This is a genomic window from Pseudomonas sp. GW821-FHT09C08 (assembly GCF_059418125.1).
This window is the reverse complement of record NZ_JBWKPG010000004.1, coordinates 413,873-433,262: the sequence shown is the minus strand read 5'-3', so window position 1 is coordinate 433,262 and position 19,390 is coordinate 413,873. Positions and strand designations below refer to the sequence as shown.

Annotated in this window: 22 protein-coding genes and 1 riboswitch; of the genes, 4 read left to right on the top strand and 18 right to left on the bottom strand. The window is 62.3% G+C overall.

Annotated features, from left to right (window positions below; genetic code table 11):
- The first annotated feature begins 160 nt into the window (after positions 1–160).
- The 3 genes from AC07OJ_RS16645 to AC07OJ_RS16635 all read left to right on the top strand — a co-directional run bounded on the left by AC07OJ_RS16645 (position 161) and on the right by AC07OJ_RS16635 (position 2,597).
- The gene (locus AC07OJ_RS16645; protein WP_024076751.1) at positions 161–382 is read left to right on the top strand and encodes a hypothetical protein; all 222 of its coding nucleotides are present in this window, start codon (positions 161–163) and stop codon (positions 380–382) included.
- 281 nt (positions 383–663) lie between these two features.
- Entirely contained in the window at positions 664–1,146 is a 483-nt protein-coding gene (locus AC07OJ_RS16640; RefSeq protein ID WP_065909741.1) for a hypothetical protein, read from the top strand.
- 146 nt (positions 1,147–1,292) lie between these two features.
- Positions 1,293–2,597: an OmpP1/FadL family transporter gene (locus AC07OJ_RS16635; RefSeq protein WP_495094834.1), complete on the top strand. Its 1,305-nt coding sequence runs from the start codon at positions 1,293–1,295 to the stop codon at positions 2,595–2,597.
- Positions 2,598–2,662: 65 nt separating this feature from the next.
- On the opposite strand, the gene AC07OJ_RS16630 is transcribed toward AC07OJ_RS16635, so the two are convergent.
- The 14 genes from AC07OJ_RS16630 to cobO form a co-directional block, all read right to left on the bottom strand.
- On the bottom strand, positions 2,663–3,217 hold the full coding sequence (locus AC07OJ_RS16630) for a glutathione peroxidase (RefSeq protein ID WP_495094833.1): 555 nt from the start codon (positions 3,215–3,217) through the stop codon (positions 2,663–2,665).
- 35 nt (positions 3,218–3,252) lie between these two features.
- Positions 3,253–3,375, bottom strand: a complete 123-nt coding sequence (locus AC07OJ_RS16625; RefSeq protein WP_256595067.1) for a hypothetical protein — start codon at positions 3,373–3,375, stop codon at positions 3,253–3,255.
- Positions 3,372–4,571 carry an MFS transporter gene (locus tag AC07OJ_RS16620; RefSeq protein WP_162946160.1) on the bottom strand — a complete coding sequence of 400 codons (1,200 nt, stop codon included), beginning with the start codon at positions 4,569–4,571 and terminating at the stop codon, positions 3,372–3,374. Before AC07OJ_RS16620 ends, AC07OJ_RS16625 begins: the two co-directional genes overlap by 4 nt.
- A 63-nt stretch (positions 4,572–4,634) precedes the next feature.
- Positions 4,635–5,039, bottom strand: coding sequence for a MarR family winged helix-turn-helix transcriptional regulator (locus AC07OJ_RS16615; RefSeq protein ID WP_065909733.1), 405 nt, complete (start codon positions 5,037–5,039; stop codon positions 4,635–4,637).
- Between the two features lie 42 nt (positions 5,040–5,081).
- Positions 5,082–5,810 carry an adenosylcobinamide-GDP ribazoletransferase gene (locus tag AC07OJ_RS16610; RefSeq protein WP_065909731.1) on the bottom strand — a complete coding sequence of 243 codons (729 nt, stop codon included), beginning with the start codon at positions 5,808–5,810 and terminating at the stop codon, positions 5,082–5,084.
- A gap of 2 nt (positions 5,811–5,812) precedes the next feature.
- On the bottom strand, positions 5,813–6,388 hold the full coding sequence (gene cobC, locus AC07OJ_RS16605) for an alpha-ribazole phosphatase family protein (protein ID WP_065909730.1): 576 nt from the start codon (positions 6,386–6,388) through the stop codon (positions 5,813–5,815).
- Entirely contained in the window at positions 6,385–7,440 is a 1,056-nt protein-coding gene (gene cobT / locus AC07OJ_RS16600; RefSeq protein ID WP_282397006.1) for a nicotinate-nucleotide--dimethylbenzimidazole phosphoribosyltransferase, read from the bottom strand. The genes cobC and cobT overlap by 4 nt, the downstream gene beginning before the upstream one ends.
- Positions 7,437–7,958, bottom strand: a complete 522-nt coding sequence (cobU, locus tag AC07OJ_RS16595) for a bifunctional adenosylcobinamide kinase/adenosylcobinamide-phosphate guanylyltransferase (RefSeq protein ID WP_495094832.1) — start codon at positions 7,956–7,958, stop codon at positions 7,437–7,439. The genes cobT and cobU overlap by 4 nt, the downstream gene beginning before the upstream one ends.
- Positions 7,959–8,085: 127 nt before the next feature.
- Entirely contained in the window at positions 8,086–9,537 is a 1,452-nt protein-coding gene (locus tag AC07OJ_RS16590; RefSeq protein WP_495094831.1) for a cobyric acid synthase, read from the bottom strand.
- Complete coding sequence (gene cobD / locus AC07OJ_RS16585) at positions 9,534–10,523, bottom strand: threonine-phosphate decarboxylase CobD (RefSeq protein ID WP_495094830.1); 990 nt, start codon at positions 10,521–10,523, stop codon at positions 9,534–9,536. The genes AC07OJ_RS16590 and cobD overlap by 4 nt, the downstream gene beginning before the upstream one ends.
- Positions 10,516–11,424, bottom strand: a complete 909-nt coding sequence (cbiB, locus tag AC07OJ_RS16580; RefSeq protein ID WP_065909723.1) for an adenosylcobinamide-phosphate synthase CbiB — start codon at positions 11,422–11,424, stop codon at positions 10,516–10,518. The genes cobD and cbiB overlap by 8 nt, the downstream gene beginning before the upstream one ends.
- Positions 11,421–12,071, bottom strand: coding sequence for a 5,6-dimethylbenzimidazole synthase (bluB, locus tag AC07OJ_RS16575; RefSeq protein WP_201145671.1), 651 nt, complete (start codon positions 12,069–12,071; stop codon positions 11,421–11,423). Before bluB ends, cbiB begins: the two co-directional genes overlap by 4 nt.
- Entirely contained in the window at positions 12,068–13,459 is a 1,392-nt protein-coding gene (locus AC07OJ_RS16570; RefSeq protein ID WP_495094829.1) for a cobyrinic acid a,c-diamide synthase CobB, read from the bottom strand. Before AC07OJ_RS16570 ends, bluB begins: the two co-directional genes overlap by 4 nt.
- The gene (cobO, locus tag AC07OJ_RS16565) at positions 13,456–14,067 is read right to left on the bottom strand and encodes a cob(I)yrinic acid a,c-diamide adenosyltransferase (protein ID WP_010208674.1); all 612 of its coding nucleotides are present in this window, start codon (positions 14,065–14,067) and stop codon (positions 13,456–13,458) included. The genes AC07OJ_RS16570 and cobO overlap by 4 nt, the downstream gene beginning before the upstream one ends.
- A 79-nt stretch (positions 14,068–14,146) precedes the next feature.
- Positions 14,147–14,410: riboswitch (cobalamin riboswitch) on the bottom strand.
- Positions 14,411–14,509: 99 nt separating this feature from the next.
- On the opposite strand from cobO, the gene AC07OJ_RS16560 reads away from it, so the two are divergent.
- Positions 14,510–15,823, top strand: coding sequence for a PQQ-dependent sugar dehydrogenase (locus AC07OJ_RS16560; RefSeq protein WP_495094828.1), 1,314 nt, complete (start codon positions 14,510–14,512; stop codon positions 15,821–15,823).
- A 43-nt stretch (positions 15,824–15,866) separates the two neighbouring features.
- Here AC07OJ_RS16560 and AC07OJ_RS16555 read toward each other — a convergent pair whose 3' ends face one another.
- The 4 genes from AC07OJ_RS16555 to AC07OJ_RS16540 all read right to left on the bottom strand — a co-directional run bounded on the left by AC07OJ_RS16555 (position 15,867) and on the right by AC07OJ_RS16540 (position 19,375).
- Positions 15,867–16,406, bottom strand: coding sequence for a C40 family peptidase (locus tag AC07OJ_RS16555; protein ID WP_025855819.1), 540 nt, complete (start codon positions 16,404–16,406; stop codon positions 15,867–15,869).
- A 144-nt stretch (positions 16,407–16,550) separates the two neighbouring features.
- Positions 16,551–17,180, bottom strand: coding sequence for a C40 family peptidase (locus AC07OJ_RS16550; protein ID WP_065909715.1), 630 nt, complete (start codon positions 17,178–17,180; stop codon positions 16,551–16,553).
- 213 nt (positions 17,181–17,393) lie between these two features.
- Positions 17,394–18,098: a DnaA regulatory inactivator Hda gene (gene hda, locus AC07OJ_RS16545; RefSeq protein WP_058422138.1), complete on the bottom strand. Its 705-nt coding sequence runs from the start codon at positions 18,096–18,098 to the stop codon at positions 17,394–17,396.
- A gap of 203 nt (positions 18,099–18,301) precedes the next feature.
- A complete protein-coding gene (locus tag AC07OJ_RS16540; RefSeq protein WP_065909713.1) occupies positions 18,302–19,375 on the bottom strand; it encodes an AI-2E family transporter in 1,074 nt (357 codons plus the stop codon).
- Positions 19,376–19,390 lie beyond the last annotated feature (15 nt).

The window sequence follows — 19,390 nt, the reverse complement described above, 5'->3', positions numbered from 1 at the left end:
GTACCTACCTGCCAGCCCAAGCGCGCCTAACTTATCAGCGCTTCAAACTGGCTGCTTTGTTCCAGTCGGGTTCTTCGTTCGATCAATGGTGATCAACGTCACTGGAACGTTTTAACGTTGCACGGTTCTTAACCGTGTCATTTGTAGGAACACCAATAATATGTCGACTATCCACACTCAGGATGCCATTCGCACCCTCACCAACGCTTTTGCTCCAATGAACTGCCTGATCATGGCCGCTCGCAAAGGCTGCTTCAGCTTCACCCTGGTCAACGAACACGGCATCGCTCGTCACAGCGAACGCCTGTACCCCGATCAATACTCCAGCGCAGAACCGCTGCAGGCCGTGATCGAGCGTACCCGTCAGGCACTGGTTGCCTGATCGACCCGAGTCGCTGAAACACCAAAAACCCTGTCTGAAAAACAGGGTTTTTTATTGCCCGGAATTCGGCCATTGAGCTTTTGCACTAAGTTCAAATAGATATAACCGTTATAACTGCATAGCGAAGATGTTTTAAAAACAGTCCTTTACATCACAAATATGACACTACACTTCAACTCAAGCGGCATGATCCGCTTGCGACGCGCCTGAGATCCGATCCACTGCTGCCAAGCCCCCACCCTTCTCAGGCCCGTCGCCCACTTCCACGGATTGAGGCTTGTATGGGTATCGCCGCCAGCGAATTGTGTCGTTATGTGATCCGGCCGACGTTGATGTACCTGGGCCGACACGATCAAACGGCTGAGTCCCTGCTGCTGGGCATCGCCGCCAGTCAATCGGAGCTCGGCTCCGCCTTGCACGACCGCCGCGGCCACGGCCTGTACAGCATCACCGAACCCCGCCACCGCGCCTTATGGGACAACTACCTGGCGCTGGACCCGGAACGCGCCAGCCTGGTACGCGGGCTCGCCAGCCAACACGCGTTTCTCAGCGCACCCCAGCTTGAGCTGACGGTCAACCTGCGTTACGCCACGGCCATCGCCTGGCTACTGGTGGAACAGCACCGTCCGGCACTGCCGGAACCGGGTGATGTCTTGGCCATGGCGCGTATCTGGAAAGAAATTTTTCATCCACAAGGACGGCTGCGTGATTTCACTCAAGCCTGGCAAACCTGTGTTTCACCCATGAATCACGTGGTTTGCTGACCGGGCATTTTGCAAGATTCGCCAAAAATCGCGAATTTTGGTCGGATTGTCCTACAAAACCGCTCTATCTCCTGCATTTCAGCCTATAGCGCGATCTTAAAATTATTGTTACTTTCCGCAGCGGTGATCACCACGGAGTTCTAATAATGAAAAAAGTAATGCTCAAGACCACACTTAGCCTCGCCGTTGCCATGGCCTCTTCCAGCATCTTCGCAAGCGGCTTCGCCCTTAACGAACAAGATGTCGCCGGGATGGGTACAGGTTTCGCAGGTCGCTCTTCTTCTGCCGATAACGCAAGCACCGTTTATGGTAACCCTGCCGGTATGGCTCGCCTTGAAGGCCAGCAGATTACGGGTGGCGTTGCAGCGATTGATGCTTCGACTGATATCAAAGATGCCAGCGGCCGCTCCAGCGGCAGTAACAAAGGCGATATGGTGCCTTTCACCGCAGTCCCCTTTGGTTTCTACACCAACAAACTCAATGACCAGTGGGCAATCGGCTTCGGTGTCTACGCGCCGTTCGGCCTGAAGACCGACTACGAAAGTGGTTTCCAAGGTCGTGCGTTTGGCAGCAAGAGCGAAGTGTCGGTTATCACCTTCCAGCCGACCGTCAGCTACGCCTTCAATGACAAAGTCTCGATCGGTTTCGGCCCAACTATTAACCGTATCGACGGCACCCTGGAATCGCAGCCAAACCTGGGCTTTGTGCCACTTCCAGGCCTGGCTGGCACCGGCGACGCCAAAATCAAAGTCAAGGGCGACGACACCGCTATCGGCTTCAACGCCGGTATCCTCGTGCAAGCCACCGACACCACTCGTGTAGGTCTGACTTACCACTCGAAAGTGAAATACAAGCTCGAAGGCCACACCGAAGTCACGCCAGGAGCGCGAGTTCCAGCGCCCTACCTGATTGGCGCCCGTTACGATGCCTCGCTGAAAGTTGACACCCCTGAATCCTGGGATGCCTCGGTCACCCAAGACCTGAGCGATGCCTGGAAGGTGTATGGCGGTGCTACCTGGACTCGCTGGAGCCGCCTGAAAGACATCACTGTCAACAACGAAGGTGTCACGGCAGCTAACGGTGGCGGCCTGGCGCCTCAGATCGTCGGCAAGATCACCGAGCCACAGAACTGGCACGACACCTGGGCCTACGCCCTGGGTACTTCGTACCAGATCACCAAGCAAGTGGTACTGCGTACCGGCCTGACATTCGACCAGTCGCCAACCAACAACACTGACCGTTCGCCGCGTATTCCTACCGGTGACCGGACCATCTTCAGTGTCGGCTTGGGTTACGCGGTAATGGACAACATGACCGTCGACCTGGCTTATTCCTACCTGAAGGAAGAGCCTGTCAAAGTTAACAAACAGAACGCGCTGGGCCAGACCTACGCTTCCAAGTACGAAAACAGCGCCAACGGTTTCGGCTTGGGTGTAACGTACAAGTTCTGATTCAACGCCGCATAAAAAAGCCCCGCTCTCCTGCGAAGGAGGCGGGGCTTTTTAGTGGCCGCTGATCAGGGCTTAGAAGCGATTGCCTCCTCTACCGCCTTGATCAGCTCCGGACTGTCCGGCTTGGTCAGGCTGGAGAAATTGGCAATCACCTTGCCCTGGCGATCGACCACATATTTGTAGAAATTCCACTTCGGCGGCGCGTCGGTCTGCTGTGCCAGCACCTTGAACAAGTGCACCGCGTCCGGCCCCTTGACCTTCTGTGGCTCGGTCATGGTAAAGGTCACGCCGTAATTCACATAGCAGACCTTGGCGGTTTCCTCGCCGGTCTTGGCCTCCTGCTTGAAGTCATCGGACGGTACGCCAATGACCTCCAGCCCTTCACCCTTGTAGCGCTGGTACAAGGCCTCAAGGCCTTTGAATTGCGGGGCAAACCCACAGAAACTCGCAGTATTGACGATCACCAAGGGCTTGCCGGCAAAGCGCTGGCACAGGTCGATGGATTCCTTGGCGCGCAACTTGGGTAATTGGCCTTCGAGCAACGGTGGGCAATCGGCGGCCATCGCCACACCGCCAAAAGCAGCCATCAGCACGGGAACTGCAAGCCAGCGCATCTGCATGTCGAAAAGTCCTTTAAAGAGTTCAGACCACGAACTTAACAGATCGACATACCCAGTTGCATCAACGCCAGGCCACCGCGTTGCCAGCCCCACCACGCCAGCAGCAACAGCAGTGCCACCGTCCCAGCCCCGACGAGCCAATACCCGTTGAAACTCATGCCGCCTCCATCTGCGCCTGCAAGCGCGCCACTGGTCGCTCACGCACCGGCCAGTTGAGGGCCGCGGCGAGCAGGCTCAAGAGAATTGCTACCTGCCAGATCAAATCGTAGTTGCCGGTTCGATCATAGACCACCCCGCCCAACCAGCCGCCGAGGAACGAGCCGAGCTGGTGGAACAGGAATACGATCCCGCCGAGCATCGAGAGGTTGCGCACCCCAAACAGCGTGGCGACCGTGCCATTGGTCAGTGGCACCGTGGACAACCACAAAAAGCCCATGGCCATGCCGAAGAGGTAAGCCGTGACTTCAGTGACCGGTGCCCACAGGAACCACACGATCACCACGGCGCGCAGCAAGTACAGGCCCGTCAGCAGGCGTGGCTTGGACATGCGCCCGCCCAGCCAGCCGGCGGTGTAGGTGCCGAAGATATTGAACAGGCCGATCAGTGCCAGCACCGTGGTGCCCACCGTGGCCGGCAAGTGCTGGTCGACCAGATAGGCCGGCAGGTGCACACCAATAAATACCACCTGGAAACCGCAGACGAAAAAGCCGAAGGCCAGCAGCCAGAAACCCGAGTGCGAGCAGGCCTCCTTGAGCGCTTCACGCAGGGTTTGCTGGCCGGCCACTACCGGCAGCGGGCGGTCCTTGAGCATCGCCACCAGCGGCAGGATCAACGCCACCATCAAGCCCAGCGCCAGCAGCGCTGCCGACCAGCCCAACCAACTGATCAGGCCCAGGGTGCCTGGCACCATGGCGAACTGGCCGAACGAGCCGGCAGCGCTGGCAATGCCCATGGCCATGCTGCGTTTTTCCGGCGCCACGGCGCGCCCGACCACACCCAGGATCACCGAGAACGAGGTGCCGGACAGGCCGATACCAATCAACAGGCCGGCACTCAGCGACAACGACCACGCCGAATCCGACATGCCCATCAGCACCAGGCCCGCGGCGTACAGTACACCGCCGACAAACACTGCCTTGGTCGCGCCGAAGCGGTCGGCCAGCGCGCCGGTGAACGGCTGCGCCAGACCCCAGATCAGGTTCTGCAAGGCGATGGCAAAGGCAAAGGTCTCACGGCCCCAGCCAAATTCGCTGCTCATCGGCGCCAGGAACAGGCCGAAACCGTGCCGCACACCCAATGACAACGCCAGGATCAGCGCACTTCCTACAAGAATCCAGCCACTGGTGCGCCACATCGAGGTCATTTCTTATTCTCCGTTCGCGGGTATATACCCGCTTGTAGTCGAACAAACCCGCCGTCAGGCGAGTTCATCCAGCAAGGCCAACAAGGTTTCGCGTTTTTCCGCGCCGAGTTGATTGATCAATTTCTGTTGCGCCGCTTCCCAGGCGGGTAACGCTGCGGCCAGTCGCTCCTCACCGGCTGTGGTCAACAGCACCAGGCGGTTGCGCAGGTCATCGCCCTCGACCAACTGCACCAGGCCCTCGCCTTCCAGCACCCGCAGGTTGCGCCCCAACGTACTGCGATCCAGGCCCATGGCTTCCGCCAGGCTGGAAATGCTCGGTTGATCAAGGCGCTGCAGGTTGCACAGCAGAGAATACTGGGCGACGTTGATCCCGAAGCCGTCGAGAGCGCCGTCGTAATGCCTGCTGACGCCACGGGCGGCACGTCGCAGGTTGGTACATAAACATTGGGAGGCAAGCATGGAACGTGTATATACCCGCGATTAAGGAAATGCAAGAAAGTGTTACAGCGCCAGGCCGACCAATACCGCGACTTCCAGCAGCTCCAGCAACGCGCCCGCCGTGTCGCCGGTGGTGCCACCCAGGCGGTTGATCATCAGCTGGCGCAGGCCGACAAAGCACAGGGCCGCCAGCAACACCGCGATCCCGCCACTGAAACCTCCGACCAGGAGGCATGCCAAGCCACTCAGGATCAGCACCTGCTGGCCGACGATGCGCGGCAAGTGATCCGACAGCGCCTGGCCCAATCCCCCGGCACGCACGTAACGCGTGGTGAGGAACAACGCCAGCATCGACGCCCGGCCGATCAGGGGTGCCAGGATCAGCGCCGCGCCATTGTGCTGTTCAATCAAGGCCACCAACGCAGTGAACTTGAGCAGCAACACCAGGCCGAGAGTGACCACGGCAATCGGTCCGCTACGCGGGTCTTTCATGATGGCAAGGGTACGCTCGCGATCGCCGAAGCCACCCAGCCAGGCGTCGGCGCTGTCCGCCAGGCCGTCCAGGTGCAGGCCGCCACTGAGCAGCACCCAAACAGTCAGCAGCAACGCGGCGTGCAGCAACAGCGGTGCGCCCATCAGCGCCGAATTCAGCGCCCACAACAGCACGCCGAATAACAGGCCAACCAGCGGATAAAACAGCAGCGAACGTCCCAGCTCCTGAGGTTGCGGCATGCCCGGCAGGCGAATCGGCAGACTGCTGAGAAATTGCAGGGCAATCCAGAAGGGCAACATGCTCAATCCACTTCCTTCAATACGCCGTCAGCCGCGACCTGCAGACTGAACAATCCACCGTGCCCGACCTCGACGTTCAGCAACTGCTCCCGGGGCAATCCCCGCGCCCGGGCCAACAGCAGGCGCATCACACCACCGTGGCTGATCAACAGCACCCGTTGGCCAGCATAGGCTTGGTGCAAGCGTGAGACGGCGCCCAGGACACGGTCGGAAAAATCGCTGACACGCTCCCCCTCCGGCGGTGTGAAGCTGTAGGGATCGGCCCAGAACAGCCCCAATCCTTCGGCATCGGTTTCCATCAACGCCGCCGCGCTCTGGCCTTCCCAGGCACCGAAATGCAGCTCCTGCAGATCTTTTTCGAGGCTGACCGGCACATTGAGGCGCGCGCCCAGCTCATCGGCAAAGCGCGCACAGCGTTGCAGCGGCGAGCTGATCAAGCGGTCCCACGGCCCGCGCGCCTCGACGGCGGCGCGCATCTGCTCCCACCCCTGGGCAGTCAGTGCATCGTCCAGGCTGCCGCGCAGGCCGCCGCCCAGTTCGGTTTCGCCGTGACGCAACAGGTCCAGGTGCAGATTCATGCGGGGCGGTCTGCCACGGCCGCTTCGGCGAAGGTCGCCATCTGCCCGTGCAACGCACACGCCAGGCGCAGCAACGGCACCGCCAGCGCCGCCCCACTGCCCTCGCCCAAGCGCAGGCCGAGTTCCAGCAAGGGCTGCGCGTCGAGGCTCTGCAGCACATGACGATGGCCCGGCTCGGCGCCACGATGGCCAAACAGCAACCACTCGCGACAGGCCGGATTCAACCGCGTGGCAACCAGTGCAGCGACGCTGCAGATAAACCCGTCGACCAGCACCACGATGCCTTCCTGGGCACAGGCCAGATAGGCGCCCACCAGCGCCGCGATCTCAAAGCCGCCCAGGTTGAACAGGGTTTGCAACGCATCACCGCGCTGCCCGGCATGCACGGCCAGCGCGCGCTCGATCACCGCCACCTTGTGACTGACGCCCTGGGCATTCAGCCCGGTGCCCGGCCCGGTCAGGTCACTGACCTGGCAATCGAGCAAGGCACACGCCAGTGCACTGGCGGCAGTGGTGTTGCCGATGCCCATCTCGCCGCCGATAAACAGCTGTGCGCCGCTTTCGCGCGCGCGCAACACACTCTCACGCCCGGCCTGCAGGGCCAGGCGCCCTTGGGCTGCGGTCATTGCCGGGCCGTTGACGAAGTTGGCCGTGCCCGCGCCGAGGTTCAAGTGACGAACCCCGGGCAAATCCAGCGACGGCGTGACGGTGCCGAGGTCGACCACTTCCAGTTGCGCCTCCAACTGCCGCGCCAATACGCTGATCGCCGCGCCGCCGCTGACGAAATTGAGCAGCATCTGCCCGGTCACTTCCTGGGGAAACGCCGACACGCCTTCGGCTACCACACCGTGATCACCGGCAAAAATCGCAATCCATAGCTGCTCGACCGAGGGTTTGACCTGGCCCTGCAGGCCGGCCAATTGCACCGCCAGCGCTTCGAGCTGGCCAAGGGAGCCCGCCGGCTTGGTCAATTGTTGCTGGCGTGCCAAGGCTTGTTCATGCGCTTGAGCGTCAATCGCCTTACAGGGGTTGAGCCACCAGGTGTCAGTCATATCGCAGTACCTTTCAAAGTCAGGGGCAGGCCGGCAACCGTCAGGACCACACGCTGACACCGCTCGGCCAAAGCTTGATGCAGCCAACCGGCTTCATCCACATAGCGGCGAGTCAATTCGCCCAGCGGCACGACACCCAATCCGGTCTCGTTGCTGACAAAAATGATCTGCCCCGGCAGCGCGGCCAGGGTTTCCAGCAATTGATCGCGCTCGAACGCCAGGCGGTCGGCGTCTTCGAGCATCAGCAGATTGGTCAGCCACAGCGTCAGGCAATCCACCAGCAGGCAACGATCCGGCGCGGCATTTTCGCGCAGCACCCGCGCCAGTTCTACGGGTTCTTCGATCAAGCCCCATTGGTCGGGGCGGCGCTGGCGATGCAGGGCCACGCGCGCGTTCATTTCACCGTCCAGCGGCTGGCTGGTGGCGATGTAGATGACGGGCAACGCGCTGTCAGCGGCGAGCTTTTCCGCCAGGCGGCTTTTGCCGGAGCGAGCGCCGCCGAGAATCAGTTGGTGCATGGGACACTCCCTCTATTTACCACCCGCTCAACTGTGGGCACGGGTTTGCCTGCGATGGCGCCAACCGGGGTTTGCTGATTCAACGAGGTGCCTAGCCAGCGCCGACAGGGAGAGTGCGTGCGCACCGTCAAATCCCACATAGCGTGCGCAGCAGTTCGGTATCCAGATGGTTTTCCACCAAGTCGGCCAACCGCTCGATATCGCGCTCGCGCAGGGCGTGGTAATCCACCTCCTGCACATCCTGCAAGCCGGCCCAGCGCAGCAAGGCGCTGCACGCCGCCGGCGTCTCGAACAGGCCATGCAGGTAAGTGCCAAGAATCTGCCCGTCGGCACTTTGCGCGCCATCACTGCGGCCGTCATCGAGCAGGACCGCGGCGGTCGACAGCGCGTCGCCGGACGTCACGCCCGCGTGAATTTCATAGCCACTGACCTCGGCGTTCTCCAGCAACAAACGCCCGCGCACATTGCGCAATTGCTTCTCTTCTTCCAACGTCGTGCTGAATGCCAGCAGCCCCAGGCCAGGGCTGGAGCCGGCCGGCCCTTCGAGGCCCAGCGGGTCATGCACCTGCTCCCCGAGCATCTGCAGGCCACCGCAAATCCCCAGCACTTTGCCGCCGTAGCGCAAATGCCGGGCCACGGCGCTGTCCCAACCATTGGCGCGCAGGTAGGCAAGGTCACTGCGCACGCTTTTCGAGCCTGGGAGGATGATCAGGTCGGCGGCTGGGATCGGCTGGCCCGGCCCGATGAACTGCAAATCCACCTGGGGGTGCAGGCGCAACGGGTCGAAATCCGTGTGATTGCTGATGCGCGGCAGTACCGGCACCACCACCTTGAGCACTTGCGCGGCCTTGTCGATCTGGCGCTGGTCGATGCCGTCTTCGGCTTCCAGGTGCAGGTCCATCACGTAGGGCAACACGCCCACCACCGGTTTGCCGGTGCGTGCTTCGAGCCAATCCAGGCCCGGTTGCAACAGCCTGATGTCGCCGCGAAAACGGTTGATGATGAAACCCTTGACCCGCGCCTGTTCGCTCGGGGACAGCAGTTCCAGGGTGCCGACCAGATGGGCGAACACGCCGCCGCGATTGATGTCGGCGATCAGCAGCACCGGGCAGTCCACCGCCTCGGCGAACCCCATGTTGGCGATGTCATTGGCGCGCAGGTTGATTTCCGCCGGCGAGCCCGCGCCCTCGACCATCACCACCGGGAAGCGTTCGCTCAACCGCGCGTGGGAGGCCAGCACCGCTTGCATCGCGATGGCTTTGTAGTCGTGGTAGGCCACGGCGTTCATGCTGGTCACGGCGCGGCCGTGGATGATCACCTGGGAGCCGGTGTCGCTGTTGGGTTTGAGCAGCACCGGGTTCATGTCGGTGTGGGGTGCGAGGTTGGCAGCCTGCGCCTGCACCGCCTGGGCGCGGCCGATTTCGCCACCCTCGGCGGTCACGGCACTGTTGAGCGCCATGTTCTGCGGCTTGAACGGCGCCACCCCCACGCCTTGGCGCACCAGCCAACGGCACAGCGCGGTCACCAGGGTACTTTTACCGGCGTCGGAGGTGGTGCCTTGCACCATCAGCGTAGTCATGCAGCTTCCTTGTAGGCGCCCAGGGCCTCGTCGAGGCGCAGCCAGTCCGCCTCGGTGTCGGGCAAGCCAAAGCGCAGGCTGCTGTCGTGGACAAACAGGCGCAGCAGAATGCCGCGCTGGGCCATGAATTCGTGCATGCGCTCGGCATGCGGTGTGATCAGCCATTGAAACAGCGCGCAGCCGCCCTGGGGCTGGAAACCATGGCGCTTGAGCAAGGCGTAGAGGCGCTGGCCAGCCTCGATGCAGTGCGCACGTTGTCGCGCGTGCCCGGCGGTGTCGCGCAGGCAGGCCTGGCCCAGCACGCGCGTCGGCCCGCTGACGGCCCAGGGCCCGACCTGTTCGGCGAGCAGCTTGAGCAGTTTGCGTTCGGCCAGCACGAAGCCCAGGCGCACACCGGCCAGGCCGAAAAACTTGCCGAATGAGCGCAGCACGATCAAACCGACCTGATGGGCCTGGCTGGCCAGGCTCAGTTGCGGGGTGACATCCATGAACGCTTCGTCCACCACCAGCCAACCGCCGCGCTGGGCCAGCCGGGTGTGCCAGTCGAGCAGGCGTTGCGGCGCCAGGCTCAGGCCGGTGGGATTGTTGGGATTGACCACCACCAGCACGTCGAGGCCATCAAGGAAGAAGTCGACTTCCTGCTCCTGCACCTCGCGCACCACATAACCGGCGCGGCGCCAGGCTTCGGCGTGTTCGGCATAGCACGGCGACAACACGCCGACCTTGCCCGCACGGCGCAAGCGCGGCAGCAGCTGGATCGCCGCCTGGGAACCGGCCACCGGCAACAGATGCGCAGCGCCGTAATACTCGCTGGCGGCCTGCTCCAGGCCGTCGTCGGTTTCCGGCAGGCGCGCCCAGGCTCGCAGCGGGATCTCGGGGATTGGCCAGGGCCACGGCGCCAGGCCGCTGGAGAGGTCGAGCCAATCAGCCTCGGCAATCCCGTACTGCATCGCCGCCTTGCGCAGCCGGCCACCGTGTTCAAGCATAGAATTGCGCCCCCGCACATAGGATCAGCAGCCATAACCATACGCCGCGCTGCACCAGTTGCCAGCCCCGGTCGATGGAATCGGCATCCGCCGCCGGGCCTTCGCCCAGTGGCGGCCGTTGATGCACCTCGCCGTGGTAGATCGCCGCGCCGCCCAGCTCCACGCCCAAGGCGCCAGCACCGGCGGCCATCACCGGGCCAGCGTTGGGGCTGTCCCACGTCGGGCCCTGGGTACGCCAGCATTTGAGCGCCAGGCGGGTTTTGCCCAGCACTGCGTAGGTCAACGCCACCAGACGTGCCGGAATGTAGTTCAGCAGATCGTCGATTTTTGCCGCAGCCCAGCCGAAGCGTTCGAAGCGTTCGTTGCGATAGCCCCACATCGCGTCGAGGGTGTTGCTGAGGCGGTAAAGCACCACGCCCGGCACGCCGGCAACGACGAACCAGAACAGCGCGGCAAACACCGCATCGCTGCCGTTTTCGAGTACCGACTCAGTGGCGGCGCGGGCAACTTCGGTGCGATCCAGTTCACTGGTCTGGCGGCTGACCAGGTAGCTCACGCGCTGGCGGGCTTCTTCCAGGTCATCGCTGCGCAGCGCCTGGGCCACCGGGATCACGTGTTCGCCAAGGCTGCGCATGCCGAGGGCACAGTACAGCGCGAGGATCTCCAGCACCCAGCCGATATACGGCGCCCACGACAGGGCGGTCGCCAGCAGGGTCAGCGGCACCACCGCGATAAACCACGCGGTCACCCCATGGCTGCGCCAGCCACGGCCACCGCTGTTGAAACGTTGCTCGATACGCCCGGCAAAATTGCCGAACGCCACCAGCGGATGCCAGCGCCTGGGTTCACCCAGCAGCGCATCCAGCGCCACTGCGGCGACACACAGCAAGGCCACACTCATTGACTCACTCCCCACACATTCTCATACAACATGTCACTCAGCGGCCGTGGTTCGGTCCAGCCTTCGAGCTGCAACATCGGTGCCGGATAGAACTCGGCCACCGGCCCCAGGCACAACACCGCCAGGGGTTTCGCGCCGGGCGGCAGGCCCAGCAGGTCGGCCAGGGCCTGGGGCTCGAACAGCGAGACCCAGCCCATGCCCAGCCCTTCGACGCGAGCCGCCAGCCACAGGTTCTGGATCGCACAGGACAGCGAGGCCATGTCCATTTCCGGCAAGGTGCGCCGGCCGAAGATATGCCGCTCGCGATCATCCATCAGCGCTGCCACCAGCACTTCGGCGCAGTCATGGATGCCTTCGACCTTGAGTTTCATGAACTCATCGGAACGCTCGCCCAACGCCTCGGCAGTGCGCACGCGTTCTTCTTCCACCAATTGCTGGATCTGCCCACGCAGTTGGCGGTCGCTGATGCGGATAAAGCGCCACGGCTGCATCAGCCCGACACTCGGCGCCTGGTGTGCAGCCTGGAGCAAGCGGTGCAGCAACTCGGGGGCCACGCTGCCGCCGCTGAAGTGGCGCATGTCGCGGCGCTCGGCGATGGCGCGGTAGACGGCGTCGCGGTCGGCCTGGGGGAAGGCGTTGTCGGTCATGGCCGCATCGGGGGCAAGCCCGCTCCCACAGTGGATGGGGATTCAACGCGGTCAATGGTGGGAGCCGGCTTGCCGGCGCTGGCCACCTCAGGGTCGGGCGCAAACAAGGCCGCCACCGCCCTCGGGTTGGACGGGAAATAGAAGTGCACGTAGGACGCGGTCATACGCCCTTGTCGGAACACCGCCTCGGCGCCGCGCCCACCATTGGGGCTGACGCCACGGGCAATCGGCTGCCACTCGGTGCTGGTCAGGGAATGGTGATAAGTGTGCCCACGCAGCACGCCTTCCGGCAGCTCGACGTTTTGCAGGGCCAGGGCCGCAAGTTTCTTTTGCATCACCGCATCGCCCTGCAGCAGGCCGACCAGTTCGGCGCGGGTGCCGTCGACGTCGGTCAGCGAGTCCAGCAGGTAGAGCATGCCGCCACATTCAGCGAGCAAGGGTTTGCCGGCCGCGTGATGGGCGCGGATGGCATCGAGCATCGAGGTATTTTCCGACAGCGCCTGGTGGTGCAGTTCCGGATAGCCGCCGGGCAGATACAGACTGTCGGCGTCAGGCAATTCGCGGTCATGGATCGGCGAGAAAAAGCGCAGCTCGGCGCCCATCGCCCGCAACAGGTCGAGGCTGGCACCGTAGGTGAAGGCAAACGCTTCGTCACGGGCCACCGCAATGCGCACACCGGCCAGCAACGGCTCGGCCTCGATCACTTCGGGGGCGGCGAAGGTCACCGGCGGCGGCAAGGCAACTTCACAACTGCTGCCCAGTGCCTGCGCAGCAGCATCCAGGCGCAGGTCGAGGTCATTCAGCTCGCTGGCTTGCACCAGCCCCAGGTGGCGGCTCGGCAGTTCGATCCCGGTTTCACGGGACAGCGCGCCATACCAGCGCAGGCCTTCGGTGAGACTGCCTTCGAGGAGTTGCGCATGGCGCAAGGTGCCGACGCGATTGGCCAGCACGCCCGCGAACGGCAAATCCGGCTGATAACGCGCGAGGCCCAAGGCCAGGGCGCCAAACGTCTGCGCCATCGCAGTGCCGTCGATCACACCCAATACCGGCACGCCGAAATGCCGCGCCAGGTCGGCGCTGGACGGCGTGCCGTCGAACAGCCCCATCACCCCTTCGATGAGGATCAGGTCGGCCTCAGCGGCGGCTTCCCACAACAGGCGGCGACTTTCCTGCTCGCCCACCATCCACATGTCCAATTGATACACCGGCGCACCACTGGCGCGCTCGTGGATCATCGGATCAAGAAAGTCCGGGCCGCATTTGAACACGCGGACTTTGCGCCCCAGATTGCGGTGCAAACGGGCGAGCGCGGCGGTGACGGTGGTTTTGCCCTGGCCGGACGCCGGTGCGGCGATCAAGACAGCCGGGCAATGACGGGGCTGATTCAAAGTTCGACGCCCTTCTGTGCCTTGATACCGGCCTGGAACGCGTGCTTGAGCATGCCCATCTCGGTGACGGTGTCGCCCATTTCGATCAACTCGGGCTTAGCGCCACGGCCAGTCACCACCACGTGCTGCATTGGCGGGCGCGCCTGCAGGTCGCTGAGTACCTGGTCGAGGTCGAGATAGCCGTGCTTGAGGGCGATGTTCAGCTCGTCCAGCACCACCAGGCCGATGGACGGGTCTTGCAGCAACTCGCGCGACACCGCCCACGCGGCTTCGGCGGCGGCGATATCGCGCTGGCGGTCCTGGGTTTCCCAGGTAAAGCCTTCGCCCATCACATGAAAACGCACCTGCTCGGGAAAGCGGCGGAAGAACAACTCTTCACCGGTGCTGTTGCGCCCCTTGATGAACTGCACCACCCCGCACTGCATGCCGTGGCCCATGGCGCGGGCGAGCATGCCGAATGCCGAACTGCTCTTGCCTTTGCCGTTGCCGGTGAGCACCAGCAGCAGGCCGCATTCGTTGGGGGAGTTGGCGATGCGCTCATCGATCACGGCTTTTTTGCGCAGCATGCGCGCCAGGTGGCGTTCGTCGCGGTCGGGGGAATCGGTCATGGCAGCTCTCCGTTGGGGCTGGACAAAAACGGCGGGCAGGAAAAAGGATAAACAGACAGCCAAGCATCGCCCACCGTGATGCTGTTGGATGAACCAGGCCGGTCTCCGGACTCATGAGTGGCGCCCTGGCTCTTTATAAAGAGAGCACTCGGACAGGCCGACAGCGCGCCTTCCCATATCGCACGCGATACAGTGGCAAAAAGCACCGTCTTGACTCATTTACCGTTGCGGGGGCAGCGCCGGAATCGCGGCAGCACTGTGTACAAGTGCGCTCACTCACCGGCTTCCCTGTTTCACTCCGTCGACCCATGGGTCACAGAGCACCTGGAACAAGCCGCGAAGGTTAGTGGGTTGGGGGTGGAGCGTCAATTAAAGCTGGCCTTGCACTTGAACCATCCTACGGCCGGCCTCCTCTACCCTTACAGGTATTAAGGAGAACACCATGCACAAAACCAGACTCGCCCTGCTTATCATGCTCGCCGGCACCCTCGCTGCCTGCGGGGAAAGCTCTACCTTGCAGGTCTCCGATGGCACCGGGCCGTCGCCCAAGTTGCCGGAGCCAAACAAGACCCTGATCCCGACCGTGAATATCGCCCCGGCGATTGGCTGGCCGGACGGCGCCAAGCCCACCGCCGCTGCCGGCACCCAGGTGGCGGCGTTCGCCGAAGGCCTGGACCATCCGCGCTGGCTGTATGTATTGCCCAATGGCGACGTGCTGGTGGCGGAAACCAACGCGCCACCCAAGCCGGATGACGCCAAGGGTATTCGCGGCTGGGTCATGGAGAAAGTCATGGGCCGTGCCGGCGCCGCTGTGCCGAGCCCGAACCGCATCACCTTGCTGCGTGACGCCGACCACGATGGCGTCGCCGAAACGCGCACGGTGTTCCTGGAAAACCTCAATTCGCCGTTTGGCATGACTCTGGTCGGTAATGATCTGTACGTGGCCGACTCGGACAAGCTGTTGCGCTTCCCCTATCAACCGGGTGAAACCGCGATCAAGGAGGCCGGCACCAAAGTCGTCGACCTGCCGGGCGGCAGCATCAATCACCACTGGACCAAGAACGTGGTGGCGAGCAAGGACGGCAGCAAACTGTATGTGAGCGTCGGTTCCAACAGCAATGTCGGTGAAAACGGCCTGGAAGCGGAACAAGGCCGGGCGGCCATCTGGGAAGTCGATCGTGCCAGCGGCGAGCACCGCATCTTCGCCTCCGGCCTGCGCAACCCCAACGGCATGGCCTGGGAACCACAAAGCGGCAAGCTGTGGACGGCAGTGAACGAACGCGATGAAATCGGCAGCGACCTGGTGCCGGACTACATCACCTCAGTCAAGGACGGCGCATTCTATGGCTGGCCCTTCAGCTACTACGGGCAGCATGTGGACGTGCGCGTCAGCCCGCAGAACCTGGACTTGGTCGCCAAGGCGATCGCGCCGGATTATGCAGTGGGCCCGCACACCGCCTCCCTGGGATTGACGTTTGCCGAGGGCAGCAAACTGCCCGCCCAGTTCAGCAACGGCGCGTTCATCGGCCAGCATGGGTCGTGGAACCGCAAGCCGCACAGTGGCTACAAGGTGATCTTCGTCCCGTTCGAGGCTGGCCAGCCCAAGGGGCAGCCCGTGGACGTGCTGACCGGTTTCCTCGACAAGGATGAGAAAGCCATGGGCCGGCCGGTGGGCGTGGTGATTGATCAGCAGGGGGGTTTGCTGGTGGCAGATGATGTGGGGAACAAGGTGTGGCGGGTGTCGGCCGCTAAATGATGGGTAGGAGCCGGCTTGCCGGCTCCTACAGTGATACGGTCCGTCAGGGGTTACGCGCCAGATTGCCTGGCAATACGCGCTTGGCACTCAGGTAGGCATTCTGCCAATACGCCTTGGACAAGGTATCCAGCTTTACCGTACCGCCGGTCTGTGGCGCGTGCACGAAGCGGCCCTCTCCCACATAGATCCCGGCGTGGCTGACCTGGGAACCGCCACCGGTGGCGAAGAACAACAGGTCGCCGGTTTGCAGGTTCTGCTCGCTGACATCCTGCGCGCGCATCACGATCAGCTCACGGGTGGTACGCGGCAGGGAAATACCGGCCGCATCGCGAAACACAAAGCCGATCAAGCCACTGCAGTCAAACCCTGAGTCCGGCGTGTTGCCGCCCCATCGATAAGGCGTGCCAACCAGGCCCAAGGCACGGAAGAGCACATCTTCGGCAGCAGGCGAAAAATTCTGTGTGGAGTAGTTGAACACCGGCTTGGGTTTCACCGCTACGGGAGCGGGCGGCGGTGGACGGCTGGCGCAGGCGCTGAGCAGCGCGGCGCAAACAATGAGAATCAGGCGGGCCGAGGTCGACATGTGCAGAACAATCCTGGTCTGGATGCGGCTTTCGCTGCCGAACGCTGAAAACCAGAACGCGCAAGCAAAGCTCGCGCGAACGGATTCCAACAATATCCAGGGATTCTAGCGCTTACACGTCAAACTTCAAGTATCACTTTAAGTTTACTTGCTAGCGGTAACCGTCGTCGGGGCCATGGCGAGTGCGCGCTTGGCTTCGATGAAGGTTTTGCTCCAGTAGCTGTCACCCAGGTTGTCGACTCGAACACCGCCACTGCGACGGCTGCTGGAGTGGATAAACTGGTTATCGCCCAGGTAGATACCGGCATGGCTGACGCGACCACGACCCGCTGTACTGAAGAAAAGCAGATCACCGGGCTTGAGGTTGTTGCGTGCGACCAACGGTGCATTCACGTTGATCATTTCGCGCGTGGAGCGTGGCAGGTTCATGCCAGCTTCTTCACGAAACAGATAACCGATGAAGCCGCTGCAGTCGAAACCGGCTTCAGAGGTACCGCCGAAACGGTAACGGGTACCGATCAGGGACATGCCGCGTTCGAGGATACTGTCGGCGAGGACTGGAAGCTGGTAAGGCTTGTTGCCGGCGAAGTCGGCCAGTTCCTTTTCAGTTGCCACTTCTTCCTCATAAACAGTGGAAGACTGTGCAGCAACGAATTTTGCCTGATTTTGAACCTGTGGTTTTTGCTGTTCTGCCACCTGTTGAGGGTGGGAGGCGCAACCAAACAACAGGGTAACGAGTGCGAGAGGCACGAGGGGTGCGAAGCGATTTAGCATGGGCACGACCGTGGCTGATATGTAAAGAAGTCGAGACTATGCCTTCTATCACATCGATTTGCAAATTCAATCGTGATCTATGTGACTTCTTGTTTGGACTATGACATCTAAGCCCTTAACACCCCTTACCCGCCTTTCGCGTGGCCAAAACGGCCCAAACGCGGGTTTTCTGACGCCTGGAAATTGCCGAAAGTCCTGAAAACAAAGGGCCGGCTACCAGCCAAGGGTTTCCTTGAGGAAGGGAATGGTCAGCTTGCGCTGGGCTTGCAAAGAGGCCTGGTCGAGCTGTTCGAGCAAATCGAACAACGCGCTCATGCTGCGCGTACCGCGAGTCAGAATGAAGTGTCCGACCTCGTCGGTCAGGTGCAGGCCGCGACGGGATGCGCGCAACTGCAGGGCACGCAATTTGTCTTCGTCGGACAGGGGGCGCATCTGGAAGATCAACGCCAGGGTCAGGCGCGACTTGAGGTCTGCCAGCTTCACCGGCAATTCACGCGGCGACGTCGAGGCGGCGATCAGCAGGCGCCGGCCACTGTCGCGCAGGCGGTTGAACAGATGAAACAGCGCTTCTTCCCACTCCGCCTTGCCGGCAATCGCCTGCAGGTCGTCCAGGCACACCAGCTCGTATTGCTCGAGGTGGTCGAAGATGCCGATACCGCGGTCCATCAACTCTGCCAATGGCAGGTACACCGCCGGCTCGCCCATCTGCTCGAAACGCAGGCATGCGGCCTGCAACAGGTGGGTACGCCCTACGCCGTGCTTGCCCCACAGATAGATCAGGCTTTCGGTCCACCCGGCGTCGGCTTCGCAGAGCCGCTCGACATAGCCGAGTGCAGCGGCATTGGCGCCTGGGTAGTAGTTGATAAAGGTGGCGTCATCACGCAGACGCACACCCAAGGGCAGCTGAATCGGTTTCATGCTGACTGAACGGCTCCAAACGAACCGTTAGTGGCCTCTGTGTAAAGTTTGCAAAGTTTATACCCGTGACGCCGGGCGCACAATGCAGCAGACCACAAGCAAAATCAAAGGTTTGCGTTAACTTGGCGGTTTTTCGCAGATTGTTTGACGCCCTGCCCCCAGAAACAACAAACCCGGCTCAGGCCGGGTTTGTGATGAAACGGTTACAGGTCCGGGTCTTCGACCCCGGTATACGCATCCGAATCCTTGTACAGATCGTGCACATGGCGCACCAGCACCATGATCACCGCCGCCACCGGCAGCGCCAGCAGGATGCCGGTAAAACCGAACAGCTCACCGCCCGCCAGGATCGCAAAGATCACCGCCACCGGGTGCAGGCCGATCCGGTCGCCCACCAGCAACGGCGTGAGCACCATGCCTTCCAGGGCCTGGCCAACCATGAACACCGCGACAATCCCCAGCATCGGGTACAGGTCGCCGCCAAACTGGAACAACCCGGCAACCAGCGCCGCGCCGATCCCGATCACAAAACCCATGTACGGCACGATAGCCGCCAGGCCGGCGATCAGGCCGATCAACAGGCCCAGCTCCAGGCCGATCGCCATCAAGCCTGCCGCGTAGATGATCCCCAGGGCCAGCATCACCAGCAACTGCCCCCGTACGAAGGCCCCCAGCACCTCATGGCATTCGCCAGCCAGGGCCACGATGCGCTCTTCGCGGTTGCGTGGCAGCAGGCTGCGGATCTTGGCCATCATAATGTCCCAGTCGCGCAGCAGGTAGAACGCCACCACCGGGATCAACACCAGGTTGGTCAGCCAGCCGATCAGCGCCAGGCTGGATGCGGTGGCCTGACTGAGCACCACCCCGACAATGTCGGTGGTCTGGCCCATGTGCTCGCTGATCGCAGCCTTGACCTTGTCGAACTTCCAGAAGCCATCCGCCAACCCCAGCTTGGTCTGCACCCACGGCATCGCCGTGTGTTGCAGCCAGTCAAGCATTTGCGGCGCCAGCTCGTACAAGCGAAACAGTTGCTTGGCCAGCATCGGCACCAGCACCAGCACCAATGCAGTGATGATCAACGTGAACAGGGCAAACACCGTCACCACGCCCAGGGTCCGCGACAGTCCGGCTTTTTCCAGGCGATCCACCACGGGATCGAACAGATAGGCGAGCAGCAACGCCACCAGGAACGGCGTCAGGATCGAATGCAGCAAGAATACAAAAGCGCACAGCAGGACCAGCCCGCCAAGCCACACCCAACGACGCGTATCCGCCATAAACCACTCCATCTG